At 61.3% G+C, this 26,874-nt stretch carries 24 protein-coding genes; 13 read left to right on the forward strand and 11 right to left on the reverse strand.

The window, feature by feature from the left end:
* Positions 1–235: 235 nt before the first annotated feature.
* The 13 genes from ACVIW0_RS04725 (at position 236) to ACVIW0_RS04785 (ending at position 14,011) form a co-directional block, all read left to right on the forward strand.
* Entirely contained in the window at positions 236–877 is a 642-nt protein-coding gene (locus ACVIW0_RS04725; RefSeq protein WP_141340810.1) for a response regulator transcription factor, read from the forward strand.
* 61 nt (positions 878–938) lie between these two features.
* On the forward strand, positions 939–1,376 hold the full coding sequence (locus tag ACVIW0_RS04730; protein WP_461351279.1) for a response regulator transcription factor: 438 nt from the start codon (positions 939–941) through the stop codon (positions 1,374–1,376).
* Complete coding sequence (locus ACVIW0_RS04735) at positions 1,369–3,504, forward strand: PAS domain-containing sensor histidine kinase (protein WP_461351280.1); 2,136 nt, start codon at positions 1,369–1,371, stop codon at positions 3,502–3,504. Before ACVIW0_RS04730 ends, ACVIW0_RS04735 begins: the two co-directional genes overlap by 8 nt.
* A 157-nt stretch (positions 3,505–3,661) precedes the next feature.
* A complete protein-coding gene (locus ACVIW0_RS04740) occupies positions 3,662–4,645 on the forward strand; it encodes a helix-turn-helix transcriptional regulator (RefSeq protein ID WP_461351281.1) in 984 nt (327 codons plus the stop codon).
* A 252-nt stretch (positions 4,646–4,897) separates the two neighbouring features.
* Positions 4,898–5,728: an alpha/beta fold hydrolase gene (locus ACVIW0_RS04745; RefSeq protein ID WP_461357241.1), complete on the forward strand. Its 831-nt coding sequence runs from the start codon at positions 4,898–4,900 to the stop codon at positions 5,726–5,728.
* Between the two features lie 44 nt (positions 5,729–5,772).
* Entirely contained in the window at positions 5,773–6,978 is a 1,206-nt protein-coding gene (locus ACVIW0_RS04750; RefSeq protein ID WP_461351282.1) for an NAD(P)/FAD-dependent oxidoreductase, read from the forward strand.
* Positions 6,979–7,057: 79 nt separating this feature from the next.
* Positions 7,058–8,014, forward strand: a complete 957-nt coding sequence (locus ACVIW0_RS04755; RefSeq protein ID WP_461357242.1) for an MBL fold metallo-hydrolase — start codon at positions 7,058–7,060, stop codon at positions 8,012–8,014.
* Between the two features lie 149 nt (positions 8,015–8,163).
* On the forward strand, positions 8,164–8,946 hold the full coding sequence (locus ACVIW0_RS04760; protein WP_461351283.1) for a 3-hydroxybutyrate dehydrogenase: 783 nt from the start codon (positions 8,164–8,166) through the stop codon (positions 8,944–8,946).
* A gap of 21 nt (positions 8,947–8,967) precedes the next feature.
* The gene (locus ACVIW0_RS04765; RefSeq protein WP_461351284.1) at positions 8,968–9,717 is read left to right on the forward strand and encodes an SDR family NAD(P)-dependent oxidoreductase; all 750 of its coding nucleotides are present in this window, start codon (positions 8,968–8,970) and stop codon (positions 9,715–9,717) included.
* Positions 9,718–9,730: 13 nt separating this feature from the next.
* The gene (locus tag ACVIW0_RS04770; RefSeq protein ID WP_461351285.1) at positions 9,731–11,242 is read left to right on the forward strand and encodes a GAF domain-containing sensor histidine kinase; all 1,512 of its coding nucleotides are present in this window, start codon (positions 9,731–9,733) and stop codon (positions 11,240–11,242) included.
* Positions 11,243–11,244: 2 nt separating this feature from the next.
* Positions 11,245–11,637 (forward strand): response regulator, encoded by a 393-nt coding sequence (locus tag ACVIW0_RS04775; RefSeq protein ID WP_461351286.1) that lies wholly within the window; start codon positions 11,245–11,247, stop codon positions 11,635–11,637.
* Positions 11,634–12,884, forward strand: coding sequence for an adenylate/guanylate cyclase domain-containing protein (locus ACVIW0_RS04780; RefSeq protein WP_461351287.1), 1,251 nt, complete (start codon positions 11,634–11,636; stop codon positions 12,882–12,884). Before ACVIW0_RS04775 ends, ACVIW0_RS04780 begins: the two co-directional genes overlap by 4 nt.
* Before the next feature lie 101 nt (positions 12,885–12,985).
* Entirely contained in the window at positions 12,986–14,011 is a 1,026-nt protein-coding gene (locus ACVIW0_RS04785; RefSeq protein ID WP_461351288.1) for a mechanosensitive ion channel family protein, read from the forward strand.
* A 436-nt stretch (positions 14,012–14,447) separates the two neighbouring features.
* Here the strand turns inward: ACVIW0_RS04785 and ACVIW0_RS04790 are convergent, their stop codons facing one another.
* From ACVIW0_RS04790 to ACVIW0_RS04840, 11 genes are all read right to left on the reverse strand, one after another.
* A complete protein-coding gene (locus ACVIW0_RS04790; protein WP_461351289.1) occupies positions 14,448–14,639 on the reverse strand; it encodes a hypothetical protein in 192 nt (63 codons plus the stop codon).
* Between the two features lie 113 nt (positions 14,640–14,752).
* The gene (locus ACVIW0_RS04795; RefSeq protein WP_461351290.1) at positions 14,753–15,529 is read right to left on the reverse strand and encodes a hypothetical protein; all 777 of its coding nucleotides are present in this window, start codon (positions 15,527–15,529) and stop codon (positions 14,753–14,755) included.
* Between the two features lie 32 nt (positions 15,530–15,561).
* Positions 15,562–16,572, reverse strand: a complete 1,011-nt coding sequence (cydB, locus tag ACVIW0_RS04800) for a cytochrome d ubiquinol oxidase subunit II (protein ID WP_461351291.1) — start codon at positions 16,570–16,572, stop codon at positions 15,562–15,564.
* Positions 16,572–17,972, reverse strand: a complete 1,401-nt coding sequence (locus tag ACVIW0_RS04805) for a cytochrome ubiquinol oxidase subunit I (RefSeq protein ID WP_461351292.1) — start codon at positions 17,970–17,972, stop codon at positions 16,572–16,574. The genes cydB and ACVIW0_RS04805 overlap by 1 nt, the downstream gene beginning before the upstream one ends.
* Positions 17,973–18,224: 252 nt before the next feature.
* The gene (locus tag ACVIW0_RS04810; RefSeq protein ID WP_461351293.1) at positions 18,225–18,653 is read right to left on the reverse strand and encodes a hypothetical protein; all 429 of its coding nucleotides are present in this window, start codon (positions 18,651–18,653) and stop codon (positions 18,225–18,227) included.
* Between the two features lie 55 nt (positions 18,654–18,708).
* Positions 18,709–20,073: an NAD(P)/FAD-dependent oxidoreductase gene (locus ACVIW0_RS04815; protein ID WP_461351294.1), complete on the reverse strand. Its 1,365-nt coding sequence runs from the start codon at positions 20,071–20,073 to the stop codon at positions 18,709–18,711.
* Between the two features lie 297 nt (positions 20,074–20,370).
* Positions 20,371–21,897 carry a CoA transferase gene (locus ACVIW0_RS04820; RefSeq protein ID WP_461351295.1) on the reverse strand — a complete coding sequence of 509 codons (1,527 nt, stop codon included), beginning with the start codon at positions 21,895–21,897 and terminating at the stop codon, positions 20,371–20,373.
* Positions 21,898–21,944: 47 nt separating this feature from the next.
* Positions 21,945–22,916, reverse strand: coding sequence for a 3-hydroxyacyl-CoA dehydrogenase NAD-binding domain-containing protein (locus tag ACVIW0_RS04825; protein WP_461351296.1), 972 nt, complete (start codon positions 22,914–22,916; stop codon positions 21,945–21,947).
* Between the two features lie 23 nt (positions 22,917–22,939).
* On the reverse strand, positions 22,940–23,854 hold the full coding sequence (locus tag ACVIW0_RS04830; RefSeq protein ID WP_461351297.1) for an SMP-30/gluconolactonase/LRE family protein: 915 nt from the start codon (positions 23,852–23,854) through the stop codon (positions 22,940–22,942).
* Between the two features lie 37 nt (positions 23,855–23,891).
* Positions 23,892–24,209: a DUF3551 domain-containing protein gene (locus ACVIW0_RS04835; protein WP_139861803.1), complete on the reverse strand. Its 318-nt coding sequence runs from the start codon at positions 24,207–24,209 to the stop codon at positions 23,892–23,894.
* A 204-nt stretch (positions 24,210–24,413) separates the two neighbouring features.
* Positions 24,414–26,822: a membrane-bound PQQ-dependent dehydrogenase, glucose/quinate/shikimate family gene (locus ACVIW0_RS04840; protein ID WP_461351298.1), complete on the reverse strand. Its 2,409-nt coding sequence runs from the start codon at positions 26,820–26,822 to the stop codon at positions 24,414–24,416.
* Between the last annotated feature and the right edge of the window lie 52 nt (positions 26,823–26,874).

A 26,874-nucleotide genomic window follows, 5' to 3' on the forward strand; every position in this document is an offset into this window, starting at 1 on the left:
ACGGAATGAGGCAAGACATGACGGCTTTGGGAAAGACGCGGGCGCCCTGCAAGCCCTAGAAACACGCCGTAGAAGCCAAGTGACCGTGACGGTCGTGTCATGACATGGACCTTACGGGCATCTGCGAAGAAGCAGCGAAAGACCGCGGGGCAGAAGCGATCAGGAGGCCACGCAAATGCTCAGGGCAACCGTATCCACGGGCTCGCAGCCTTCATCGCACGTAACGCGCTTACCTATGACTCTCAATACCAACACTGCAGACCGCCCACTTGTTTTGATCGTGGACGACGACGAGGAGATCCGGTCGGCGCTTCGGGAGCTTTTGCTGTCGGTCGGCATCGACGCGTGCTGCTTTGGCTCGACGCAGGAATTGTTGCGTGCCGATCTTCCGGAGCGGCCCGGCTGCCTGATTCTCGATGTTCGCATGCCCGGAGCAAGCGGGCTGGATCTGCAACAGCGTCTGGCATTGAACGGCAACACGAGGCCGATCATTTTCCTCACAGGTCATGGCGATATCGCCATGACCGTCCAGGCAATGAAGGCGGGAGCCGTCGACTTCCTGACGAAGCCAGTCAGAGACCAGACGCTCCTCGACGCCGTCGCGGCGGCGATCGAGAAGGATGTCTCGCAAAGAGCCGCAGCCAGACGCATCACGCAACACGCCGCCCGCTTCGCAACGCTGACACCGCGCGAACGTGAAGTCCTGGGTGAGGTAGCAAGGGGCCGCCTCAACAAGCAGATCGCCTTTGATCTCGGCATCAGCGAGATCACTGTGAAGCTGCATCGCGGCAACGCGACGAGAAAGTTGCAAGCAACGTCCGTCGGAGACTTGATCCGGATTTGGGAAGCACTTCCTGCGGAACTTCGCGGGAGGTAGCCCATCCTACACCAAGGAATAGGTACAACCCGATCAGCAATGGGCAGATGGTCGTCGGGCCATGCCAGCGAGAGTCATCTGTTTGTCCAAAACGCCCCTAGTTGCCATCGTAGATGACGACCAAGCTGTACGAGAGGCTCTTTGCGATCTCCTCCTGGTCCTGGACGTTGCGTGTCGCTCCTTTGATCGGGCGGAGGCGTTCATGGCCGAATTTGTGCCGGGCCGCTTCGATTGCCTGATCACCGATGTGAGCATGCCCGGCCGGAGCGGGCTCGAACTACAGGAGCGATTACGAGAGCTGGGCTCGTCAATGCCGGTCATTTTCATCACCGCGGACACAAGCCCGGCGACAGAGGCGCGCGCGCTGAGGGGCGGTGCCTATGCCTGCCTGACGAAGCCGGTCAATGATGAGGTGCTGTTTCATCTCCTGCAGAACGCAATGAACTGCGCAGGCCGCTCGCGACGCCACGAGCGACGGGATCCACCATCAGATGACTAATCTCGTCCGACAGGTATCGCAAGGCAGCCAGCCGAATCTCGTTGCCTCTGCTCCCGGCACGGAACTGGCCGACCTTGTGTCCGAAAGCATCATCGTCAGCAACCTGCACGGTGTCATCCAGTACTGGAATGCCGCATCGGAAGTCCTGTACGGCTGGCCTTCCATGGCGATGGTCGGTCGACACGTGGCAGAGATCGGCTCGCTCGGCCACTCCGGTATCGACCACATCGACATACTGCTCCGCGAAGGTCGATGGGAAGGCATCGTCTTTCGGCGTAGCCTGACCGGAGTCGAGGTTGCGGTCGCCGTGCGGCAAGTGGTGCGGCGAGACGCAACCGGTGCCGTCCTTGACATCGTTGAGTTTGGCCAAAATGCGGGACCGCTCACCGAAGGAGCATACCTGCGCATGGATGCCGAGTTGCAGGGATCTCTGGCCGCTGCTTGGGAGCTCGATGCCTCGCCGGCCCGACCCCTGCTTGATGCAATCGCGGAGCACAGGCGCCGCGGAGCCGCTATCGATCTTGATCAGCATCCCGACTGGGTCAACGCACTGCTTACCGCAACTCGAATTCTGGCCGCCAATGATCGCGCGGTGCGCATGTTCGGGGCACATGCAGGGCACGAGCAGATGATCGGTCAGTCGATCGGTACGTTCTGGCCGGCTGAAAGCCGCTCAATCCTGGCCGGACTAATCGAAAACGTTGCCATGGACCGCTCGCGCCTCGAGACCCGCAGAATGGTCCTGAGCGGCGCTATACGCAACCCCATCATCCGGGCCTGGCATTCTGCCGAGCCGAAGCCGCCGGGCACCGTGCTCGTGACGATCAACGCCGCGATTGATGATGACCGCACGTCCTGGGAGCTGCAGGCGAGCGAGGATCGGTATCGCAAGCTCATTCAGTACCTGCCGACGGCTCTCTGGCAAGTCGATTCACGACGCGCGGGCGAGGTCTTCGACGAACTGAAGGCCAAGGGCATCCGCGATATTGCCTCCTATTTGAGCCGAAATCCCGACCTAGTCGAGCATGCCAAGGACGTCGTTCGCGTGACCGACGTCAATCGCGATGCGGTCTCGCTGTTTCGAGCCCATACTCTCGCCGACTTGATCAAGCCCGTTCGATACCTGTTTGGTGCCGCCCCGGGGCTCGCTGAGCGGGTCATGGTCGCTCACTTTGAAGGCCGACGCAATCTCATAGAAGAGACCAGGATCCGTGCATTCGACGGTTCGCTCATCGATGTCCTGTTCACGGTCACATATCCTGTGCCCCCCGAGCAACTCGACAACACCTTAATCACAATCCAGGACATCAGTGAGCGCTTGAACGCAGAGCGGCAACTTCGGAAGCTTCAAGCCGATTTCGCGCATGCGGGCCGCATCGCGACTCTCGGAGAGTTGGCAACTTCGATCGCGCATGAAATCAACCAGCCGCTTGCGGCCATCGTGACCAATGGCGAGACAAGTTTGAGGTGGCTGGCGCGCACTGATCAAAACATCGAAAAGGTTACCCAGCTCACGTCTCGAATCGTGACGAACGCGCGGCGCGCGAGTGAGATCATCAATCGCATCCGGGGTATGGCGGCGAAGCATGAGCCGGAGAAGCGCCTCATGGATCTCAATGAGGTCGCAAGAGAAGCGCTGTTATTCATTCGCCACGACATTGATTCAAAATCAATTGCCTTGTCTACGACCTTCGCATCCGGGCTTCCCCAGGTGCTGGGCGACCGCATTCAGCTGCAACAGGTGATCATCAATCTGCTCGTCAACAGCGTCCAGGCCATTGTGCAGTCCGGTCAACCAATTCGCCGGATTGACGTCCAAACTTCGGTCGGCGAAGACGGCTCGGTCGGCCTTTCCATCTTCGACAATGGGCCTGGCATCGCCGACGCAAACCTCACGCGCATCTTCGACAGCTTCTTCAGCACCAAGGATGCCGGAATTGGCATCGGCCTCGCGATCTGCCATTCGATCATCAGTGCCCACGGCGGCAGCATTTGGGGCGCGAATCGCTCGAATGGCGGCGCACATTTTCGTTTCACGCTTCCCGTGCCGGTGGCTGCCGGTCCCGATTCAAACGTTGTCGAGCCATTCGCCAACTACGCCAATCTCCACAATGAGCGGCTGCTTTAACAGGGAATTGCGCCCGTGACGGGGAGCATCTATTCCGAGGTATAGGTCGATCTATCCGCTGAACCAGCGCGACCAGACCCGCTGCACGATACCCTCATACAGCGCTCGCCACCATGATCGCAGCACAAGGGAAGCGGCGCATCCGCAGAGGCGCGGAATGAACGCCCTTCCCCAATGCGAGCGGGAGTTCATGAGCAGGCCCATCTTGCGCGCCCCCCTGGATAACGCGCCCGGCGTGACGCAGACGCATAGGAGTGACCCGCCGATCGGCGAGCGGCGCCCCGCCAATGAAGAGATGGCACGGGTGCTCAGGACCAAGCCCTTTCGCGTCGCTTTGGAACCGTCCAGCGGCACGATCGCATACTGGAAGCACGAGCCTGTACACGACATCGTCAAGCCGATGCTCGATCACGTCATCATGACCTATCCGACCGGCGTGCAACGGCTCGAGCGGCGTACCGGAAGATCAGTTGCAATCGGAACGGCACGTCCCGGCGTCATAACGCTCATTCCGGCTGGTTCGACCTCTCGGTGGGACATTCACCGGCCGATGCATGTCCTTCAACTCTACCTTCCGCACGCAACACTCTCGCGCGCTGCCGGCGAAGCCGACGTGGCCGCGCCCGGCGACCTTCTGGAGCGGACAGTGCACCCCGATCCCGTTACATCCAGGTTGCTGATGAGTGCGGTGGATGCTCTGGAAGGGCACGCGGCGCTGGATGCGTTGTTCAGGCAGCAATTGATGGACCTGCTGGCGACGCGCCTCTTGGCAGCACATGCCGGCTCGTCGATCACGGTCCGGCCAACTCTGGGTGGTCTCTCGCCGAATGTCCTGCGCCGCGCTATCGAGCGCTTGCGCTCCGATAGCGACGCGGACGTTTCTCTCGGAGCGCTCGCTTCGGAGGCCGGCCTTTCGCGTTTCCATTTTTGTCGTGCCTTCAAGGAGAGCACAGGCCTCTCGCCCCATGCCTGGCTGCGCCAGCGACGGCTCGAGCAGGCCATGGAGATGCTGCGCGACACCGACGCATCGGTCGTCGCGGTCGCGGAAGCTCTCGGGTACGGCTCTCAGACCGCGTTCGCCGCGGCATTCAAACGTTTGACCGGCGAAACACCGACCGATTGGCGGCGCAGCATGCGTTAGCCGCAATCGCGCTGGAATCGGCGCAATCGCTCTTGGGCAGTAGTCCCCGAGATCACCTAGACAACCCGTAAAGAAATCTGACGACACGGAGACGAACAGATGATTTCCAAAAAACTCTTCAGCGGCCTCACGTCGCGTCGAAACTTGCTGGCGAGCACGCTCATCTACGCGACATCGCTGACCGTTCGCCCGTCTTCGGCGATTGGCAAGGAAAGGGACCATTCGACGTCGCCCGCACAAGGAAGCGATCCCATGACCTCAGTCACGACCAAGGACGGCGTACAGATATTCTACAGGGACTGGGGGGCGAGGTCCGCCCAGCCGATCGTCTTTCATCACGGTTGGCCGCTCAGTGCCGACGACTGGGACGCGCAGATGCTTTTCTTCGTCGGAAAAGGCTATCGCGTCATCGCTCATGACCGACGAGGTCATGGCCGCTCGAGTCAAGTGAGCGAGGGCCATGACATGGACCACTATGCAGCCGACGTTGCGACTGTCGTCGAGCATCTCGATCTTCGCAATGCCATTCACGTTGGTCATTCCACGGGCGGAGGCGAAGCCGCGCGCTACGTCGCTCGCCACGGCAGGAACCGGGTGGCCAAACTGGTCCTGATCGGGGCCGTGCCTCCCTTGATGTTGAAGACTGAAGCCAATCCGGCGGGCGTGCCCATTGAGGTGCTTGACGGATTGCGCAAACAGCTCGCAGCGAACAGGGCACAGTTCTATCTCGAATTCGCGAGTGGCCCGTTCTATGGCTACAATCGCCCAGGTGCGCAGGCGTCCCAGGCGGTGATCTGGAATTGGTGGCGCCAAGCAATGATGGGCAGCGCCAAGGCGCAGTACGATGGCATCAAGGCCTTCTCGGAAACCGACTTTACCGAAGATCTGAAGAACATCGACGTGCCCACGCTCGTCCTGCATGGCGGCGACGATCAGATCGTGCCCGTTGACGATTCCGCAATCTTGTCGGCGAAGCTTCTGAAACGAAGCACTCTGAAAATCTACGACCTGCTACCGCACGGTCTGTGCACGACGCATCCCGACATCATCAACGCCGATTTGCTCAAATTCGTGAGCGCGTAGCTCGGCGCCTTCATCGAAGAGAGTCAAACCCAAGGAGTAATCAAATGCGACTCGTGATCATCGGCGCCGGATTCGCCGGCATGTATGCCGCTCTCTCTGCGGCCCGGCTGCGCGACATCCAGGGCGTTTCGCCCGAGGCGTTCGAAATTGCGTTGGTTTCACCGGAGCCGACGCTGGTGGTTCGACCGCGGCTCTATGAGCCGAAACCGGAGACCCTGACAGCTTCGCTCCGGGATGTGCTGAAGGCCGTTGACGTTACCTATGTGAAAGGCAGCGCCGAGTCGATCGATGCCAAGTCCCAGGTGGTAGACATCGTTGCGGCCAAGGGTGCGAAGCAGAGACTCGCCTATGACCGATTGATTGTCGCCACTGGCAGCCGGCTGTTCCGTCCCAGCATCCCCGGACTCGCTGAACACGGCTTTAGCGTCGACCAGCTCGACGACGCGATCGCCCTCGACCGGCATTTGCGTCACTTGGTGGGGTGGCCGGTATCACAGATGCGCGACACGGTTGTCGTGGCCGGTGGCGGATTTACCGGCATCGAAGTCGCGACCGAGATGCCCGGGCGGCTTCGTGAGATCCTTGGCAAGGATGCCAATCCACGTGTCATCATCGTCGAGCGAAACAGTGCGATCGCCCCCGACATGGGCGAAGGTCCTCGCCCTATCATCGAAGCCGCGCTCCGCAAGTTGGGGGTCGAGACCCGGCTTGGCGTTGGCGTTACCTCGCTCGACAAGTCCGGCGTCACGCTTTCCAGCGGCGAGCATATTGATAGCGGGACCGTGATCTGGGCGGCCGGCATGCGTGCCGCTCCGCTAACCGCGCAGATTCCCGCTGAGCGCGACAACTTTGGGCGCCTGCTCGTCGATCCCGACTTGCGCGTGCTGTCGGTGCCTGGGGTCTTTGCGACCGGCGATGCGGCGAGAGCGGCATGTGACGAGGTTGGCAACTACGCGTTGATGTCGTGCCAACACGCCACGCGGATGGGCGCCTTCGCCGGCAACAATGCGGCCGCCGAGCTGCTCAGCGTCCCTACCAAACCGTACCGCCAGAAGGCTTACGTCACTTGTCTTGACTTAGGAGAAGCCGGTGCGCTGTTCACGCGCGGCTGGGAGCGCAAGGTCGAGATGGTTGGCGACGAAGCCAAGAAGACCAAGAAGGAGATCAATACCGTCTGGATCTATCCGCCGCGGGCCGAGCGTGCCGCTGCTCTTGCGTCCGCTGATCCGGAGCGTGTCACTGATCTCTGAACGCCTCACGAGCATTGACCGCGCTTTCCGCGCGGGAAGCACGACCCGCGCCCAGGATCGAGGGCCGAACTTCTCGAAGATGGATCGGATGATCCGCAATACTCAACAGGAGACAACCATGAGCTTAGACACTGCCGCACGCTCCGTTAGATCGAAGCCCGACGAATTGGTACCATCGCGCTACGCGCTGAAAATCGGCGACATCGATGTTATGGTGATCAGCGACGGCGTGCTGCCGCTGCCGTCCAAGATGCTGGCGCACAACGCCGACCCGGCCGTCCGCGCCGCCTGGCTGGACGACATGTTCCTGCCGCCGGACGCGTTCGACTGGGCACTGAACGTGGTCGTGGTGCGCAGCGGCGCGCAGACCATTTTGATCGACGCGGGTCTCGGACTGGACCCGGATCTGCACCTGCCGCGGGCTGGGCAGTTGGTCAAGCGACTGGAAGGCGCCGGCATCGATCTGGCATCCGTGACCGACGTGGTGCTGACCCACATGCACATGGACCATGTCGGCGGCTTGCTGGTCGAGGGCGTGAAGGACCGGCTGCGTCCGGACCTGCGGATTCACGTGGCGGCCGCGGAGGTCAAATTCTGGGAGGCGCCCGATTTCTCCCGCGTCTCCATGCCGCCGGGATTCCCGGACGCGCTTCGGGCCACCGCCAAGCGGTTCGCGAACGAGTACCACAACCAGCTGCGGACGTTCGACGATGAGCACGAAGTTGCGCCGGGCGTCGTAGTCCGCCGCACCGGTGGCCACACTCCCGGACACAGCGTGGTTCGCGTGGCATCCGGCGGCGACCGGCTGACATTCGCCGGCGACCTCGTCTTCACCGTCGGATTCGAGCACCCGGATTGGCACAATGGCTTCGAGCACGATCCCGAGGAAGCCGCTCGCGTCCGGATCGAACTTTTGCGCGAACTGGCGGCGAACCGCGAACTGCTGGTGGCCACGCACATGCCGTTCCCGTCGGTCGGTCATGTCGCGGTCGCAGGCGACGCGTTTCGTTGGGTGCCGGCCTTCTGGGACTACTGACCGTGCGTTGAGTCAAATCCGAGCAAGGGTGGGTGCTCAAAGAGTTCACGCCCTAGCTCAATACTTCGCGACCACTGGGCCGCCGAGCATCGTCAGCCATACATCGTCGCGATTGAGCTTGTATCCAACTATCATCGAAAGGAATTGTTGTGTTGAAAGGCAGGGTGGCCGTCGTCACCGGATCGACCAGCGGCATTGGGCTCGGCATTGCCAGGGAGCTTGCCAGGCTCCGCGCTGACATCGTGTTGAACGGCTTGGGCGATGCCGACGAGATCGAGGCGATCCGCAGCGGGATCGAACGCGAGTATGGCGTGCGTGCCGTTTACGATGGCGCCGATATGTCGAAGGAGGATGCAGTTCGCGGATTGATCCATGCGACGGCCGAAAAATTCGGCCGGCTCGACATCCTCGTGAACAATGCCGGCATCCAGTTCACTGCGCCGGTAGACGAGTTTCCAGCCGCCAAGTGGAACGCAATCCTGGCGATCAATCTGTCGGCCGCGTTCCACGGTATTGCCGCCGCGGTGCCTCAGATGAGAAAGCAGTGCTGGGGACGGATCGTCAACATTGCCTCCACACATGGTCTCGTCGCTTCAACACACAAGGCCGCCTACGTCGCGGCCAAGCACGGGCTGATCGGTTTGACCAAAGTGGTCGGCTTGGAGGCGGCTGGGAGCGGGGTGACGTGCAATGCGGTCTGTCCGGGGTGGGTGCGAACGTCCCTGGTCGACAAACAGATCGACGACATCGCCGCGCAAACAGGTATGAGCCGGGCGGAAGCCGCCAGCAAACTCCTGGCTGAGAAGCAACCGTCCCTCGAATTCGTTTCTCCGGCGCAGCTTGGCGGCACCGTCGCCTTCCTGTGTTCGTCCGCAGCGGACCAGATCACCGGAACGGCGATCGCGGTCGATGGCGGCTGGACCGCCCAGTAACCGCAGAGGAGCGCGATCAACATGCATAGCGAAGAAAAAGTCATCGTCCTGACCGGCGGCACTTCAGGTATCGGACGAGCGGCGGCGATCCGCCTTGCCAACCAGGGCGACAAGGTGCTCGTGACCGGCCGCCGGGCGGGTCCTCTGGACGACACGATTGCCGAGCATCCGAACATCGCGGGTATCGTTGCGGATGCGGCCTCGACCGATGATGCCAGGCGCACAATTGCCAAGGCGATGGATCTCTGGGGCAGAATAGACGCCCTGGTCAACAACGCCGGCGCTGGCGCAATCCTTCCATTGGCCGATACCACGGCCGATCGGATCATGGATATCTTCTCGGTTAATGTGCTCGGTCCTAGCCTGCTTGCCTCCGCTGCCCTCCCGCACCTGAAGGCAAGGCGCGGCACCATCATCAACGTGTCGAGCACCTTTGGTCACCGGCCCGCGGCCGGACTGTCTCATTATGCAGCGAGCAAGGCGGCGCTCGAGCACCTGACCCGTTGTTGGGCGCTGGAGCTTGCGCCATTCGGCATACGGGTGAACGCCGTCGCCGCTGGGCCAACGGAATCCGGCGCCCTCACCGGCATGATGGGGCTGACGCAGGAACAGGCTGCCGCAGTCAAGGAACAGGAGCGTGCGCGCATCCCGCTCGGGCGGCGCGGCGTTCCGGACGATGTCGCAGAATGGATTGTCCGGCTTTCCGGCTCAGCCTCGGAATGGATCACCGGCCAGGTGGTTGCCATCGATGGCGGCCTGGGATTGGCCTAGTCGCGATCGGGGTTTGAGCGCCGAACCCGGAAGTGATGATCAACACATGGATGCCGACCTGAGGAACAGGGTCGAGGAGCTCGAACAACGACTGCAGAGCGGAGTAGCCGAGAATGCCCGCCTGCAGGGCGAACTCGCGATCGCGTTAGAGCGGCAGACCGTCACGGCAGGAATCCTCAATGTTATCGCCAGTTCACCAACTGACGTGCAGCCGGTATTCGACGTCATCTCCGAAAGCGCGAGGCGGTTGCTTGCCGGCCAAACGGCGCTCGTGACACGTGTCGTCGGCGACATGCTTCATCTAGCGGCATGCACGGCAGGAAGCGTGGCCGGCGATGAGGAGATCCGAATCTCATTTCCTGCGCCGCTCACGTCCTCCGGGATCCACAGCCGGGTCGCACTCACGTCGACGATTGCATTTCGCTCCGATATCGAGACCGAACCGGGTGTCCATCCGGCGATCAAGAGCATGGCACGCGCGAGAGGATATCGAAGCATCGTGGTCGTGCCCATGCTCCGAAAAGGCGTGGCGATCGGTACGATCGGCGTTTCGCGCGTCGAACCCGGAACCTTCACTGACAGCCAGATCAACCTTCTCAAGACATTCGCCGATCAGGCCGTGATCGCGATCGAGAACGCGCGGTTGTTCGAAGAAGTAGAGGCTCGTACGAAGGAGCTTGCCGGATCCCTCGACGATCTACGCGCGGCCCAGGACCGCCTGGTGCAGACCGAAAAGCTCATTTCGCTCGGTCAACTTACTGCCGGCATTGCGCACGAGATCAAGAACCCGCTCAACTTCGTCAACAATTTCGCCGCACTCTCGGTCGAACTGACCGGCGAATTGAACGAGGTTCTCGCTCCGGTCATGCTCCCGGACGACATCCGCAGCGAAGTCGATGAACTGAGCGGGCTGCTAACGGACAATCTTCAGAAGATCGTGCAGCACGGCAAACGCGCCGACTCCATCGTCAAGAACATGCTCCTGCATTCGCGTGGTGGCGGCGGCGAGCACCGGCCTGCCGACGTCAATGCGCTGGTCGAAGAGAGCCTCAATCTTGCCTATCATGGCGCGCGCACCGAGAGACCACAGTTCAACGTCACCCTCAGGCGCGAGTTCGATCCGAACACCGGGATCGCCGACGTCTTCCCGCAGGAGATCACGCGGGTGCTGCTGAACGTCATCTCCAATGGCTTCTATGCCGTCGCCAAGCGCTGTGACGACGGTGATCCCGGATTTGAACCCGCGCTCTACGTCGTCACGCATGATCGCGGCGATTACGTCGAAATCCGCGTCCGCGACAATGGCGTCGGTATTCCGCCCAAGGTGAAGGAGAAGATGTTCAATCCGTTCTTCACGACCAAGCCGCCGGGCGAGGGAACGGGCCTCGGACTGTCCATGAGCCACGACATCATCGTGAAGCAACATGGCGGCAGGATCGATGTCGAGACCGAGCCCGGCGAATTCACCGAGTTCACCATCCTGCTGCCGCGCAACATCGGTCTTTCTCACAGCATCGGGGGTTGACTATGACTGTACTGGTCCTTGTCGTGGATGACGAACCCGATCTGGAGGTCCTGTTTCGCCAGCAATTTCGACGCGAGCTTCGCGCCCGGCGCTTTGCGATGGACTTTGCCGGTTCGGCAGCGCAGGCCCTGAACCGCATCTCCGATACCGGCGAGCAAACGCTGATCCTCATCCTCTCCGACATCAACATGCCCGGGATGAGCGGGCTGGAGATGCTGCCGGAGCTTCGCGCTCGGCGGCCCGACGTTCCGGTGATCATGATCACGGCGTACGGCGATGCCGAAACGCGCAGGACGGCCCTTGAGCGGGGCGCGCAGGCCCTGTTGACCAAGCCGATCGACTTCGGCGTGGTCCGCCAGGCGATCCAGGCGAGACTGGAACAGGCCGCCGCATGACCTCCACCGTTCTTGTCGTCGATGACGAGCCGGATCTGGAGGCGCTCGTACTCCGGAGGTTTCGCCGGCAGATTCGCGAACGGCAGATAAGCTTCGTGTTCGCGCGTGACGGTCTTGAGGCGCTGCAATCGATTGAGCGGCATCCGAACGTCGATCTCGTGGTCTTGGACATCAACATGCCGCGCATGGACGGCCTTTCGTTGTTGGCGAAACTGCAGGAGCGAGAGGACAAGAAGTTGGCCATTGTCGTCTCGGCCTACGGCGATATGAGCAACATACGGACTGCAATGAATCGCGGCGCGTTCGACTTCCTGACCAAGCCCATCGATTTCGCCGACCTGGAATCCACGATCCAGAAGACCATCCGTCACATCGAGGTCTTGCGCGAAGCACGCCGCCGACAGGCGGAGGCGGAGCGGGCTCATGCGTCGCTGTCGAGATATTTCTCGCCTGAGCTCGCTAAGCGCCTTGCTGCGGTGGATGGCGACGATGAAATGCAGGTCCACTGGCGCGACATTGCAGTGATTTTCACCGATATTACGGGGTTCACCTCACTCGTCGAGACGGCCGATTCGAATGTGCTGACTGATCTGCTCAACGAATACGTCGGTGGACTGACGGATGTCGTCTTCGCCTATGAGGGAACGGTGGCGAAGGTGATCGGTGACGCCATTCAGGTCTTGTTCAATGCACCCGGCGACCAGATCGATTACCCCACTCGCGCGATCGCCTGCGCGCAGGCGCTCGATCGATGGGCCGAAACATTTCGGGAGCGCTGGAAACAGAGGGGCGTTGACTTCGGTGTCACGCGGATAGGCGTCCACGCCGGGCCTGCGCTGGTCGGCAATTTCGGCGGCGGCCGTTACTTTGACTACACGGCCTACGGGGACACTGTTAACACTGCCGCCAGACTGGAGGCGGCCAACAAGACATTGGGCACGCGAATCTGCGTCAGCGACGCGATCGCGTGTAAGGCACAGGAGTTCAGGGGGCGGCCGATCGGAGATCTTGTCCTGCGCGGACGAAGCGAGGCGCTACGCGCCTACGAGCCCTTGTCAGCTGCGGAGAGTTATGGGCCGGCCGCGACGCAGTACGCGACCGCCTTTAACAAATTGGAGGCGAATGACACCGACGTGGTGCCAGCCTTCGCGGCACTGGTCGGTCTCAACGCCGACGACCCGCTGGCGAATTTTCATCTGAAGAGGCTCCTCAACGGGTCCAAGGGTGTTCGAATGCACGTGGGGTGATTGATCACACCTCCAGGGCGTGGACTCATTGATGCGTAGCTTCACCTGAGCGTAGAGCCTTTCCGTCGGTCGCAACCGACCGCCATTGCTGAGTCCCAACTATGTTAAACGAAGATCATGTGATGCCGCTTGTTCTGACCAATATCCTCGGAATCGCCGGTATCGTCGTTTGGCATGTTCAGGGGAGCAACCGTCCGACAGGCCGACTGATCGCCCAGATTCTGTTCTTTGTCGGCACGAGCCTCGTGCTCTATCAAGGCGGCATCTCTCCGCACCGCGTCGATGGCGCTCACTTGCGGGGTTTCGGCGCGTTGCTCTCCATATCGGCCAGGATCCTGTGGTGGACCCATCTCGCATGGGCCATTATTGGCCTGGTCCACATCTATATGTTGCTCAATCGCCGGCCACGGGAAGCGCATCTGATCCAGGACATGGCCGTCGGTGTCATCTATCTCGGTGTCGCGCTGTCGATCATTGGCTTTGTGTTTGGTGTCCCGGTCGGCACGCTGGTCGCGACCTCGGGCGTTGTCGCGATCATTTTCGGCCTCGCGCTGCAAAATACCCTCGGCGATGTCTTCTCAGGGATCGCGCTGACGCTGGGGAGGGCCTATGCCATAGGCGACTGGATCCAGTTGAAGGACGGCACGGAAGGTCGCGTCGTTGAGACCAATTGGCGCTCCACCAATCTGCTCACCGGAGGGTACAATGTCGTCGTTGTGCCGAACAGCATCCTGGCAAGACAGGGTGTCACCAATCTCAGCCGCCCCGACGAGACGCACCAGATCACGTTGACCGTACGCATTGCCACCACGACGCCAAACTTCGTCGAGCAAGTTATGCGGTCCGTGCTGGAAGGCTGCACGCGGATCGTCCAGGACCCGTCGCCGATTGTCGCCCTGAATTCGATTGACGCAGCCGCGATTGAAGTCGAGTTGTTGTTCCGTGTGGAGAGTCCCGCCGGGTGGACGGCGGCCCGCAACGAAGTCATCAACCTCCTTTACAGCCAATGCAAAGCAAACGGTCTTGCGTTGGCCGCGCCGGCCGAAAGCCTTGTCTTCGGCCCGGCCACGATCAGCGGCGAGCATTCTGCCGGGGCAATCGAGACGCATTCATCCCGCGCGGAATAAGACCCACGCGAAGGTATCCTTCCAGAGCGCGTAGGTGTTTCCTTCGAAAGGATTTGCACGAGATCGGACTGCGTGACGCTGCGCGGTTTCTCGCGCCAAGCTTCGCTAGCAACCGTCATGGGATCGTGGGATCAGTGCGTCTCTAAGGATCTCATGGACTTGGAGCATCCGCGAGCCACTGATGGACCATCTCAAACCGGGGGAAGGAGAGATTGCTTACTCGCACGAGGAGCGCGGACGATCTCTTGGTCACGGTGTATGTACGCGCGGCGGTTTACTCAGGTGGCCAAGCGCAACGCGTTGCAAAAGCGCTGCGAAATCGATCCGCTCTCCGGCACGTCATGCACGAGCGTTCGACGACTATCACCTGAGCTTGCCGCGGATTGAATTGGACAAGCTCAACCAGCCTGATGTTAGGAGACTCAAGCCTGCGCGCCTACCTTGTCGGCATCGACTTCTTGGGATCGAAACAGTTCCGATCAACCCAATGTGGCATCAGCTTCGTGCGCGAGTCGAAAAGCGCCGGCGGTCCGTCGCTCATGTCGAATTTCGGTCGCGCGGCGGCAGTCGAGATGAGTGAGATCTGCTGTGGGTTGGCACCCACGGCGCCATCATTCTTACGGGCCATCTGCTCGATTCCGTCGTTCGGAATAGCGAAATTCGCCGCGGCGCGTTTGGCTTGGCGATACCAGCAAAAATACCAGCAGATTGGACCGCTGCAGTGGGCTTATGTTTGGATTTTCAATCCGTCGCGACAGTTTTCCGGGGAAATCCGGAATCGAACCAGCGGCTTAAGTTATTGTTATCATTAAGATTTTTTCCGTGGTGCCCTGGCCGATAATTGCCTAGAGCCATAACCATTTGGATTTGAAAACAGTTTTGTCGTCGATTGCTGCCGATACCAGCACAAATACCAGCAGGATGACGCGCGGTATTTGCCGATAGAAACCCCGGCAGCAGGCATGCCCCAATGCCCTTCCGGTTTCGACAATCGCCCCGACCCGAATCGAACCCGGCTCGGACTCGAAATCCCGGCGAGCCTCTTGTCATGCGTACCCCATCCAGTGTGCCCACAATCCCGAGCGAGACACTTACCTCTTGGTGGACGACTTCGGGGGGCGATTCGGTTGCGCTTGGCGCGAGACTGACCGCGTGACGCTGATCCGCGAGCTGCTGGATGGGCCAATGACGTCGAATATCTTGAGCGACGGCGCACGGAGAATGTCGGCACATACGTCTTCCCGGGCAGGGCGAGGACAATGCATTCGGCAGCTTGCCGGAGAAGCCGTAGCCGTGCATCGACGGGATCACCAGATGGAAGGCGTCGTCAGCGCCGTCTCTAACATCATGATCGCTGAGGACATTGCAGGAGCAGATGATCATTGCAATTGCGCCTTCTGGCATCCGGGATCGTGGGAGCGCCCAGGTTGCGGGATGCGGCGTCTGCGTCAGGGCAGTTTGGCTCATGGAATAACGCGATGACGACGCGAAGCGTTTTGCATGTTTCGTCGTCGTCATCACTTGACCTCGCCAACGTTGACGAGAGCCGATCAGTGATACCCCGCTTCGGCCTTGACCTTTCCGCGGAACACCCAATACGACCAGCTCGAATAGGTCAGGATGACGGGTAGCAGGAATAGCGTTCCGACCAGCAGGAATGCCTGGGTGCGCGGCGAGGAGGCTGCCTCCCACAGCGTCAGTTGGTAGGGCACGATCATCGGATAGAGGCTGACGGCCATGCCGATGTAAGTCAGGACGAAGAGCCCGATCGCACTGAAGAATGGCGCGGCCTCAGCCTTGCTGTTGAGGGATCGCCAAGTCCAGAGCGCAACCACGCCTGACAGCACCGGCACCGGCAGGAACAGCACGAAATTGGGCAAGCTGAACCAGCGCGCCGCCACCGCGGGGCTCATGATCGGTGTCCAGACGCTCACGATGGCGATCGCAGACACGGCACCGATGAGGCAGACGCGGCCGTAACGACGTGCCGCGGCCTGGACGTCACCCTCGGTCTTCAGGATCAGCCAGCCGGCGCCGAGAAGGCCGTAGCCGAACATCAGAGCGACGCCGGTCAGAACGGAGAAGGGCGTGAGAAACGCAAAGGACGTTCCCGCGAATTGCCCGTTTTGAACCGGAAAACCCTGGACGAATGCACCAAGCACGACGCCTTGCGCGAAGGTGGCGATCGCGGATCCGTAGCAGAATGCGCGGTCCCAGACCGTCTTGTTCTCGGCGTCGCGAACGCGAAATTCGAACGCAACGCCGCGAAACACCAGTCCAAGCAGCATGACCAGGATCGGGAAATACACGGCCGGTATGATGACCGCGAAGGCCTTGGGAAACGCGGCGAGGAGGCCAAGGCCGCCAAGCACCAACCAGGTCTCGTTGCCATCCCAGATGGGGGCAATCGAGTTCATGATGGTGTTGCGGGAGTGCTTGTCGCCCGCCAGGCCATAGAGCATCCCGACGCCGAGATCGAAGCCGTCCAGCAGCACGTAGAAGAACACGGCCGCGGCCAGGATCACTGTCCAGATCGGGACCAAATCGAGGATCTGGGTCATTACACTTCTCCTTTGACGACGTTGATGGCGGGGGTGAGGACCGGCGCGGAGGCAATGCCAGCCTCGACGGCCGAAGCCGTTTCACTGAACTCGACCGGCCCCTTGCGAATGAGCCGGGCAATCAGCATGACGCCGCAGGGATAGATCAGCAGGTAGACCGCCATGTAGGTCAGCAACGACAGCGTCACGTCGGAGCTTGTCAGGGACGGCGACACCGAGGCTGCCGTGCGCAAGAGCCCATAGACCGTCCAGGGCTGCCGGCCGACCTCGGTCACGAACCATCCGGCCACGACCGCGATGAAGCCGAGCGGAAGCGCGCACTGACATGCCAGCAGGTACAGCCGCGTGTCGTAGAGCTGCCCGCGCCACCGCAACCAGCCGCCCAGCAGCACGAGCCCCAGCATCAACCCTGCGCATCCAACCATCGCGCGGAAGGCGAAGAAGGGGATCGCCACCGGCGGCCGCTGATCGGCGGGGAAGTCCTTCAGACCCTTCACCTCGCCATGGAGTTCGTGAGTCAGGATCAGGCTTCCGAGGAATGGAATTTCGATCGCGAACTTGTTCTGCTCGGCCTTGTCATCGGGGATCGCAAAGACCGTCAGCGGCACGCCCTTGCCGGTCTCCCAGCGAGATTCGATGGCCGCCAGCTTTGCAGGCTGATATTTGCGGGTGTTGAGGCCGTGCATATCGCCGATCAGCATCTGCATCGGCACCAGCAAGGTCAGCGCCCACAGCGCCATCGAGAACATGATGCGCGCTTCGCGAACCGAGCGGTTGCGCCTCAGCAGGTATGCGCCGACACCGAGGACGACGAAGCCGGTGGTGGTGAAGAATGCGAATGCGGTATGCGCCAGCCGATAAGGAAATGACGGATTGAAGATCACCTTGATCCAGTCTGTCGGAATGAACTGACCATTGACGATCTCGTAGCCGGCTGGCGTCTGCATCCAGCTGTTGGCGGACAAAATCCAGAACGTGGAAAACAACGTCCCGATTGCCACCATAAGGGCCGCGAAGAAGTGCGCCCATGGCGGCACCAGCTTGCGGCCGAACAAGAGGACGCCGAGGAAGCCGGCTTCCAGGAAGAAAGCAGTCAAGCCCTCATATGCAAATAGCGGCGACAGGACGTCGCCGACGGCGGCCGCATAACGGCTCCAATTGGTGCCGAACTGGAACGGCATGACGAGCCCGCTCACAACGCCCATGCCGAATGCGATGGCGAAGATCTTGGTCCAGAATGTCGAGATGCGGGCATATTCTTCGCGTCCGGTCGCGAAACTCAAGCCCTCGACGACTGCGATGAAGGACGCGCATCCCACGGTGAACGCCGGCAGCAGGATGTGCCAGGCGACGACCCAGGCGAACTGGATGCGTGATAACAGGACTGGATCGAAGTGCATCGCTGAACCTCTTTTGTTTCGGTAATGTAGAGAGAGCAGCCGAGGGGCTCTCTAAAGCCGTCTGCAGCATGCAGGCCCGCTCAAAATAGCTGGCGAGGTTCAGATGCATGAGTAAACGCTGCCAAATTCCGGCAAAATCTTCAAAAGCAGCGGAGCAACTATGCTGAGCACATGCTCAACTGTGATCGAGCGTATGCAATTCGGCCCGGCGTTGCTCGCTGAAGTCCTCAGATTTGATTGCTCGTAAGCGGCCTATCCTCGCCTGAGCTGTTCGAGCCAGCTCGCAAAGCGTGGGTGCCGGGTAAATCTTCCCTCTAGGGCAGCTAACTCTTGACGAAAAAACGGAAGAGAAAGAGTCCTTTCAATATCGGGCTCTCTTATCTTCCAGATCGCCGACGGAAGAAAGCCATGCACTTTAAGCTCATAAAGCTCGTAGATTGAGTAGATGATTTCGTGTGCTGCTCGACGCTCATCGGGCGTCATGTCCAGGTTGCAAGGTGCGTCTCTTTCAACGAAGGCAGCTATCGGGAGGGTGCGCCTCAGGTTGGAGATCCGGTCGGAATACTTGAGGAAAATGTCGGCTCCTACACGCCTGTTGTTGGTGTGAAGCGCGGCGTAGATGGCAATACTGCTAACTATGATCGTGCCAAGCGTCATAAATCTCAAAATGTGATCGAGCACCTGCTTTGTCCATCAACTCGGGGATCCTAATCATCGACCGCAAGCGTAGCGCCGCTTACGATGTCGGCTGGTGGCCCTCACGCGAGTTCCGCGCGGGAGCAACGTCCCTCGGCGGCTCCGGGATCAATCGCGAGCTGCGCTGGCCAGTGAAATACGACCAGAGCCACTGGTGCTGCACGCGCCAACGGTTCTGCAACTGCGGCAGGGCGAGGACGTGAACGAACGCCCACACCAGCCACGTCAGGGCCCCGCTCGTGCGCAGCCAGCCGCGCTCCAGCACGGCGTAATTCTTGCCGACGACCGCCATACTGCCCTTGTCGAAATAGCTGAACGGACGCTTGACCTTCCCTCCCTTCAGCTCCTCGGCAATCAGCCGCCCGATATAGTGTCCTTCCTGGATCGCCGCCTGCGCTACGCCTGGCACCGGCTGTCCGTTTTTTTTCATGACCGCCGCCGCATCGCCGGCGACGAAGACGCCGGGCGCCTCCACGACCTTGAGGAAGGGATCAACGAGCGCACGCCCTGCGCGGTCGGTCTTGGTGCCGAGCATCGTTGGGATCGGCGATGCCGCAACCCCTGCGGTCCAGAGCACCGTGGCGCTGGGGATCCGGCTTCCGCCGGCGACCACGCCCTGCGCGTCGACGGTCTCGACTTTCACTTCGGTCAAGATCTTTACGCCGAGCTTTTCGAGCCGTCGGGTTGCCCTGCGGGACAGCGACTCGGCAAAGGTCGACAGAACCCGCTTGCCTGCGTCAAGCAGAATGATGTTCGCCTGTGCCGGATCGATGTAGCGGAAGTTGCCGCGCAACGTGACCTTCACCATTTGCGCGAGGGATGCTGCGAGTTCCACACCGGTTGGGCCTGCGCCGACCAGCACGAACGTCATCTGACGCGCGCGTTCGGCCTCGTCCTCAGTCGTTGCGGCCAGTTCAAACGCGCCGAGGATTTTGGCTCGGATCGTCTCGGCGTCACTGAGGTTCTTGAGGCCCGGCGCATATTGAGCGAACTCGTCGTGCCCGAAGTAGATCGGACGCATGCCGGTCGCGACCACCAGGTAGTCGTAGGCGATCTTGAGAGCGCCCGCGCCGGGCGAAGACGCCTCGATCGTGCGGGTGGCGACATCGATGCCGGTGACCTCCGCGAGGAGCACGCTGAGGTTTTTCTGCTTCACTTCGAGCTGACGGATCGGCGCGGCGATCTCCGCGGGCGAGAGGACCGCCGTCGCCACCTGGTAGAGCAGCGGCTGAAAGATATGATGATTGCGGCGGTCGATCAGGATGACATCGACATCGGCGCGCCGGAGCGCACGCGCGGCTGCGATCCCTGCAAAGCCGCCGCCAACGATGACGACGCGCTTGCGCTCACGGCGGTGCGGCTCGGCAACGGCGGTCGCCTTTTCAGCCCGGGTCTCAGCTAACATCGTACTCACAAGTTCACCTCGTTCGTGCTCTTTGTCATTGAGAGAGTCTGCAACTTACGTCCGCGACGGTCTTTCAACGCTCCGTGTATTCAGTTCCGCTACCGCATCCTGGCGCACCAGGAGCCGGCCTTTTGCAAAGTGAGAGCTTGACCTGTGCTGTAACTGGAATGTGCGCATCCGGCTTCAGCGCGATCAGAAACACAACAAAGCACAGGGCTGCCATGAGGACCGCAACCACGCTCAAGACGTCTTTCATGGGAGCCCCATGCATTTACAGGTCGCTGGACCTCTATCGTCTCAACGCTCCAGCCATTCGGGTTTGCTCGAGCCGCGCGGCACGAGCACCGTCCTGAATGCTGGGGGTGTCCGCGACAGGATCGCCTCGGTTATTCCCTGATACGTGCCGAGCGGCGTCTCCGCCGTGAACAAATCGGGAGCGACGTCAGCATGCTCGTCGGAGGACCCGGCGGTCGCTCGTGCATAGTCCTTGTCGAAAATGCCGAGCGAATACAGCCACAGTAGCGTCCGGGTCAGCGAAACGGTGACCCGATAGCTGCCGCCCTCGACCGCGCGTCGGCGCAGCGCCGACAGAATGCCGACCGTGCCAAGCCAGCCCACCACGTTGTCGCAAATCGGGATGATAGGAGGCGACTTGGGATTTGTGGGGGTACCCTCGATGCAGAACAGCCCCGATACGGCGCCGCCGATCTCGTCGAACCCGACACGGTTCTTCCAGGGGCCTCTGTCGCCATGGAGAACGACACGCGCATGGATCAAGCCTGGCTTCTTCGCGCAGAGCTCTTCGGCGTCGAGGCCATTGCGCTCCAGATAGCCCGGACGCTTGTTGGCGAAGAAGACATCGGCATCCTTCAGCAGTCGATCGAATTGTACCCGGTCCTCTTTCGAATTGTTCAGGATCGTCGAGCGCATCCCGACTTGCACATCCCAGGCAAAGGCTTCGATCTCAGTGTCGTCAGGCCGCCAAATGTTGAGTACATCGGCGCCGTGTTGAGCGAGGTCTCTGCCGATACCGGCTCCGGCGATCACATGCCCCATTCCGATTGCGCGAATGCCGTCCAGCGGGCTCTTGCCATCCTTCTTGAAAGGGATCGGATCGCTGTCACCGATCTTCTCAACCGAAATCAGCGACATCCTGGAGAGCACTTCGGCGTACTGAATCTCTCTCCGGAATTCATCGAAGGTGCGCACCATCACGATAGGCAGGCCGGCCTCGGCCGCCGCGTTCTCCAGGTCCAGGGCACGCCACTGCAGAATGGCGTTCCGCACGGAGTCGGTGCTCGAACTGCATTTGAGGAGATTAAGTGCGCGGGCGGCGAGCCTTGGGTAGATGTTCAGGGGTATGACGTGCCGCCCATCGCGGGTTTCGCGAAACATGGGGATATCGATGAAGGGGTTTAGAGGCTCAAAGAAGGCCGGCGGACGTCCATTGATGGTTTCCCATTTCAGATCGAAGAAACCGGCGAAGCGCCGGAGCGCCTTGCGCACATCGACGGCGATATCCTGCCCCTCACCGGTCCGGTCGCGCCACAATGCCGCGACGGCGGTGGACCTGGCAGCCAGACCAATCGCCGCCATCGTGCCAAACCGAAATGGGGTAGGAATGATGGGATCGCGACCGTAGAAGGTGAATTTGCCGCCGCTATCCGCTGTCGACATTCCGACGTCCTTCAGGACGTCGTTGACTGCGCCGTGAAAGTCAAAATCCGACCTGGTCTCCGGATTGGCGAGCTTCGATACAATCGTCTCGGTGAGCAGATCGGGTTTGAGCTCTTCCGCTGCCTGAATGGTCGTCTCGATGTTCATCGTGTGTATTCCTGCGTTTGGGGAAGATTGCTGCCTGCGGCCGATCGCTACTTGGCCGCGGATTCGTGCGGAGCGGCCGTCTCCGACCGCTTGCGCAATTCGACCAGGCCGAGCAGAACATCGTCACGCTCTTGCTCCAGCGTCTCGATCGTGCGCGAGCCGACCTCGGCATGGACGCTGTCGATGAGCTTCTTTTGCAATTCCGGAGTCAGCACCGGCGCACCGAGCGTCTTCCACCAAGCTGTCGTCGGGCCGGCGAATTGATGAAAGAAGTGCTCGATACCGCCGGGCCCGCCACCGAGATGGTTGAGCATCATGTTGCCCATGACGCCCCAGCGAAGGCCGGGTCCCCAGGAGAGGGCGGTGTCAACGTCGGAGGCGCTCACGATCCCCTCGGCAACGAGATAATAAACCTCACGTGCCAACGCGGCCTGCAAGCGGTTTGCGACATGCCCCGGCATTTCCTTGTTGAGGCGCACCGGGCGCTGCCCGATCGATGCATAGAACTCCGTCGCGCGCCGGATCGTCTCCTCGGAAGTCTTGGTTCCCCCGACAATCTCGACCAGCGGGATCAGATGCGGCGGATTAAACGGGTGGCCGATGACGCAGCGCTCGGGATGTGCCGCGGCACCTTTCTGGATCTCGCTCATGGTGAGCCCCGACGAACTCGATGCGATGATCACGTCGGCTGGCAGCAGCTCGTCGAGCTGACCATAGAGCTTCTGCTTGAACTCGATCCGCTCCGGGCCGTTTTCTTGAACAAGGTCCGCGTTGGCGACAGCCTGGGCGAGGTCGGCCGTGAACTTGAGATTCGATTGCGATGCCCCGGGCGACAGGCCCAATCGCGTAAGAGCTGGCCAGGCCGCCTCCACGAACTTGCGGAGCGAGGTCTCTGCGGTTGGTGCAGGGTCGGTTGCGACAACCTGCAATCCCTTCGCGAGGAACAGCGAGGCCCAGCTCGCACCGATCACGCCGGTGCCGATGATGGCAATGCGGCAAACGGATTTGGTGTTCGACATGATTTGATTCTCCTGCTCGGTTTTCAAACCTCGGCGTAGGCGATGCCGGTGAGATTGCCTTGGGCGTAGAGGAAGTTGCGCTCGTTCTTGCCGTCGAGGTCGGCGGAATAAACCGAGCCGGCGAAGTCGGTGACGAACATCCGGTTGCCGGGCACGTCGAGGGCGATGCCGATGCCCTCCATCAAATGCGTAACCACGATCTCCGGCGCTGCCTTTGTGTCGACCGGTGCACGATTGACGGTGTTGCCGCGCGGTGGATCGCCACGATCGGTCCAGTAGAGGACACGGTTCGCCACATCGAGCTCAAGGTCGATCGGCTCCGGCAGACGATCGAACAGCACCTCGATGTCGGAACGGTTCGTCGGGGTCTCGCCCTTCGGGATCTCGATGTTGGCGCGTAAGATGCGGCCCTGCTCGCCATTGTCGGGGCCCTTCTGCGTCCAGTAGAATTTCTTGAACTTCGGATCGATGGTGATCCCGACGCACCACCGGTTCTGATCGCGCGCATCCTCGTCGCCGTGGCCGGTTTGGACCAGCGTTTCGACCTGCGAGCCATCGAGATTGGCGCGCATCACGCGCATGCCCTCGCGGTCGCACCAGTAGAGTTTGCCGTTCTCCTTATCGAGGTGGATCTGCTTCGGCGTGTGGGTGCCGCCCTGCGGGACGATGATCTTGCGATTCCCGCCGTCGAGGTCGGCGCGCTCGATCGAGCCGTCGTTGAGAGGGGGAACGCCCATGTTGGTCCAATAGATGTGACCTGCCTGCGCATCCACGACGATGCCGTCGGGGTAGCAGCCATCGGTAACGATGACCTTGCGGTCGGAACCATCGGGATTCATCGAGTGAATGCGATCGCCGCTCAGTTCGAGTACGAACAGTCGGCCGGAGCGGGTGGGGCCCGATAAGTTCTTCGATTTGGCTGCCTCGATTGTCGTCATGGCTCGTCCTTCTGTGCGGAGCATCGAAATGCTTTGCCTACTTGTTGTGGGTAGCCGTTCTTCCGGAGCGCTCGTGATGGACTAAACGGGGTGCATAGGCGTAGGCATTGCGATTGATTGCCGTGATGCCGGTCTCCCTGTTCGATGGGTTCAGGAGGCACCATCCGCCGATGCCGGAACGCGTTGCCTGGCATTGCTCCATCGAGCTGAAGCCGCAGTCTTTGGTGAAATCACCGTCCAGGCTGCAAAACTCGCCGGCGCGCGCTGCAGACGAGGCGAACATTGCGCCGAGCGCAATTGCCACGGCCAAGGTAACGGCGGGAATGGTCGTTGTTCTCAGGGCGACTGCGGTCATCTGGATCTCTTTCGTTGCATGCGTTTGGCACTATTTGATCCGGATGTGCTGTGAGCGCGAGTGAAGCGCAGCAAATCGCGCCAAATTGTTGCGAGGGAGTCTGCTCGTGAATCGATCGGCTCGATCTATGGCTCTCTCTTCCCTCTCCAGACAGCACAACGCGCGGCATCGGGTGATGCCGCGCGTTGCAGAAATCGTAGACTCTTACTTTTTGTCCGGCAGAGCGTACGCGATCAGCGAGTCGCCGCCCGGCGTCATCATGAAGTGATGGCCGCCCGCCATGATGACAACGTACTCCTTGCCATCCTGCTCGTAGACGATCGGCGCTGCCTGGCCGCCGGCGGGGAGCACGTCGCTCCAGACGATCTCACCGGTCTTGATGTCGATCGCCTTGATCAGATCGTCGGTTGCTGCCGAGATGAAGATCAGACCACCTGCCGTCACGACCGATCCGCCATTGTTCGGCGTGCCGATCTCGAGCGGAATGAAGGTCGGCATTCCGAACGGACCATTGCGGCGAGCCGAACCGAACGGGCGATCCCACAGCGTCTTGCCGGTGGCGAGATCGATCGCACGGATGCCACCGTAAGGAGGCCGCGTGCAGAGCACGCCAGTCGGCATCTGCCAGCCCGCATTGACGAGGATGCCATAGGGCGTGCCCGTCTGCGCGCCGGCGCCTTCAGCGCTCGAGGCGCTTCCGGCCGCACGCGGATCGCCGGCGGGGAACAGTCCCATCGCGTCCGCGTCCTTGCGAGTGACAAGCTTGTCGTAGTTGGGCATGTCGTTGTAGTTCGCGATGATCACCCCGCGCTGCGGATCGACGGCGACGCTGCCCCAGTCCGACCCGCCGTTGTAGCCGGGATATTCCAGGTTGTGACGGTCGATCTCCGGCGGAGTGAACGGGCCCTCATAGCGAGCACGCTTGAAGTTGATCCGGCAGATCATCTGGTCGATCGGCGAGATGCCCCACATGTCGTGCTCGACCAGATCAGGCTTACGCAGCGTGTGGTAACGCGAGAACGGCTGCGTTGGAGAGCGCTGGTCGGGCTCGGCGCCGCCCTGCGGGACGGCAACTTCGTCGACCTGGTGCAGCGGCTTGCCGGTGGCGCGGTCGAGCACGAACATGTCGCCTTGCTTGGTCGGCAGCAGCACTGCTGGCACCTTGCCGCCGGCGGTGGGGAATTCGACCAGGGTCGGCTGGGAGCCGAGGTCGTAGTCCCACACGTCGTTATGCACGGTCTGGTACACCCAGCGCGGCTTGCCCGTCTCCACATCGAGCGCGACCAGTGCGGAGCTGTACTTCTTCTCCTCATCCGAGCGCAGCGAGGTGTAGTAGTCGCCCGCCGAATTACCCATCGGGAGGTAGACGAGTCCGAGCTTCTCGTCGCCGACGGCGGTCGTCCACATGTTCGGCGTGCCCAACGAGTAGGGCTTGCCGTCCGGCGGCAGCTTCGTCACCTCCGGCTGGTTGATGTCCCAGGCAAAGCGCAATTCACCCGTGACAGCATCGTAGCCGCGGATGACGCCCGATGCTGCCCAGCGGCGTTGACCATCGAGCACCTGATGCCCGGTGACGACGACCCCGTGCACGATGACAGGGACGCCAGTGATGGCCGCTGTACCCGGAACGACGGGCGTGATGGCGCCATTGGCGCTATCCTTCTGCGCAAGTCCGACCTTGAGATCGGCGGCGCCGTTCTTGCCAAAATCCTGGCACGGCTGGCCCGTCTTGGCGTCCACAGCGATCAGGCGCATGTCGAGAGTTCCCTCGATGATGCGTGCCGCGCAGGCCTCGCCGGCTGCGGCCTTGGGGTTCTCATAGTATGCCACACCGCGGCAGGCCGCCGTGTAGGGCACCCAGGACGCCGGAACCTCGGGATCGTACATCCACTCCTTCTGGCCGGTCGCCGCATTCAGCTTGAACAATTTGTTCATCGGCGTGCAGCCGTAGATCGCATTGCCGATCTTGAGCGGCGTCAATTCCGATCCGTATTTCTTCGGAATGTCGCCCGTGTGGAAGGTCCATACGCGCTTGAGGTCCTTGGCATTCGCGGGCGTGATCTGCGCAAGGTCCGAAAAGCGCTGTGCGCTCTGACCGCCGCCATAGGCGTTCCACTCACCCTTCTTGGGCGCATAGGCGGAATCCGCGAAGGGGGCGTTTGCGTGCGCCTCAGGAAGCTGGTTCGGTGCCGCCTGCTGATTGAAGATCGGGATAAGAACGGCGAGTGCAGCAGCGAAGCCGCCGGCGCCGATCAATCCCCACTTCCGGGCCTGTCGACCAATGGTCCGGTCGAGCAGGGGAGCAACCAGGATTGCGAGGATGAGAAGGACAAAGGGACCAACGAGCCGCGGGATCAACTCCCAGCCCGACAAGCCCACTTCCCAGAACGTCCAAACGGCTGTGAAGGCGACCGCGCCGATGTAGGCGTAGACGCCCGCGATCTTGCCCTTGATCATGAGCAGGCCCGCAGCGATCAGCATCGCGCCGGCCACAACGTAGTAGAGGCTGCCCCCGAGCGAGGCGAGGTAAGCACCGCCGCCCGCGAGAATGCAACCGAGCAGGGCGATCACGCCGCCCAGCAGCGCAGGCGTCCACGCGAGGTATCTTTGCAACTCAGAGGTCCGGTCTCGTGGTGGTGCGGCCGGGCCTGTATGGACTGTCGAA

The organism is Bradyrhizobium sp. USDA 4454, from assembly GCF_054822705.1.

What these genes read in the sequence shown, in the direction of transcription:
- ACVIW0_RS04725 (WP_141340810.1), top strand. Translation starts at nt 236, where the DNA reads ATGACTCTCAATACCAACACTGCAGACCGCCCACTTGTTTTGATCGTG.
- ACVIW0_RS04730 (WP_461351279.1), top strand. Translation starts at nt 939, where the DNA reads ATGCCAGCGAGAGTCATCTGTTTGTCCAAAACGCCCCTAGTTGCCATC.
- ACVIW0_RS04735 (WP_461351280.1), top strand. Translation starts at nt 1,369, where the DNA reads ATGACTAATCTCGTCCGACAGGTATCGCAAGGCAGCCAGCCGAATCTC.
- ACVIW0_RS04740 (WP_461351281.1), top strand. Translation starts at nt 3,662, where the DNA reads ATGAACGCCCTTCCCCAATGCGAGCGGGAGTTCATGAGCAGGCCCATC.
- ACVIW0_RS04745 (WP_461357241.1), top strand. Translation starts at nt 4,898, where the DNA reads ATGACCTCAGTCACGACCAAGGACGGCGTACAGATATTCTACAGGGAC.
- ACVIW0_RS04750 (WP_461351282.1), top strand. Translation starts at nt 5,773, where the DNA reads ATGCGACTCGTGATCATCGGCGCCGGATTCGCCGGCATGTATGCCGCT.
- ACVIW0_RS04755 (WP_461357242.1), top strand. Translation starts at nt 7,058, where the DNA reads ATGGATCGGATGATCCGCAATACTCAACAGGAGACAACCATGAGCTTA.
- ACVIW0_RS04765 (WP_461351284.1), top strand. Translation starts at nt 8,968, where the DNA reads ATGCATAGCGAAGAAAAAGTCATCGTCCTGACCGGCGGCACTTCAGGT.
- ACVIW0_RS04775 (WP_461351286.1), top strand. Translation starts at nt 11,245, where the DNA reads ATGACTGTACTGGTCCTTGTCGTGGATGACGAACCCGATCTGGAGGTC.
- ACVIW0_RS04780 (WP_461351287.1), top strand. Translation starts at nt 11,634, where the DNA reads ATGACCTCCACCGTTCTTGTCGTCGATGACGAGCCGGATCTGGAGGCG.
- ACVIW0_RS04785 (WP_461351288.1), top strand. Translation starts at nt 12,986, where the DNA reads ATGTTAAACGAAGATCATGTGATGCCGCTTGTTCTGACCAATATCCTC.
- ACVIW0_RS04790 (WP_461351289.1), bottom strand. Translation starts at nt 14,639, where the DNA reads ATGGCCCGTAAGAATGATGGCGCCGTGGGTGCCAACCCACAGCAGATC.
- ACVIW0_RS04795 (WP_461351290.1), bottom strand. Translation starts at nt 15,529, where the DNA reads ATGACGACGACGAAACATGCAAAACGCTTCGCGTCGTCATCGCGTTAT.
- cydB (WP_461351291.1), bottom strand. Translation starts at nt 16,572, where the DNA reads ATGACCCAGATCCTCGATTTGGTCCCGATCTGGACAGTGATCCTGGCC.
- ACVIW0_RS04805 (WP_461351292.1), bottom strand. Translation starts at nt 17,972, where the DNA reads ATGCACTTCGATCCAGTCCTGTTATCACGCATCCAGTTCGCCTGGGTC.
- ACVIW0_RS04815 (WP_461351294.1), bottom strand. Translation starts at nt 20,073, where the DNA reads ATGTTAGCTGAGACCCGGGCTGAAAAGGCGACCGCCGTTGCCGAGCCG.
- ACVIW0_RS04820 (WP_461351295.1), bottom strand. Translation starts at nt 21,897, where the DNA reads ATGAACATCGAGACGACCATTCAGGCAGCGGAAGAGCTCAAACCCGAT.
- ACVIW0_RS04825 (WP_461351296.1), bottom strand. Translation starts at nt 22,916, where the DNA reads ATGTCGAACACCAAATCCGTTTGCCGCATTGCCATCATCGGCACCGGC.
- ACVIW0_RS04830 (WP_461351297.1), bottom strand. Translation starts at nt 23,854, where the DNA reads ATGACGACAATCGAGGCAGCCAAATCGAAGAACTTATCGGGCCCCACC.
- ACVIW0_RS04835 (WP_139861803.1), bottom strand. Translation starts at nt 24,209, where the DNA reads ATGACCGCAGTCGCCCTGAGAACAACGACCATTCCCGCCGTTACCTTG.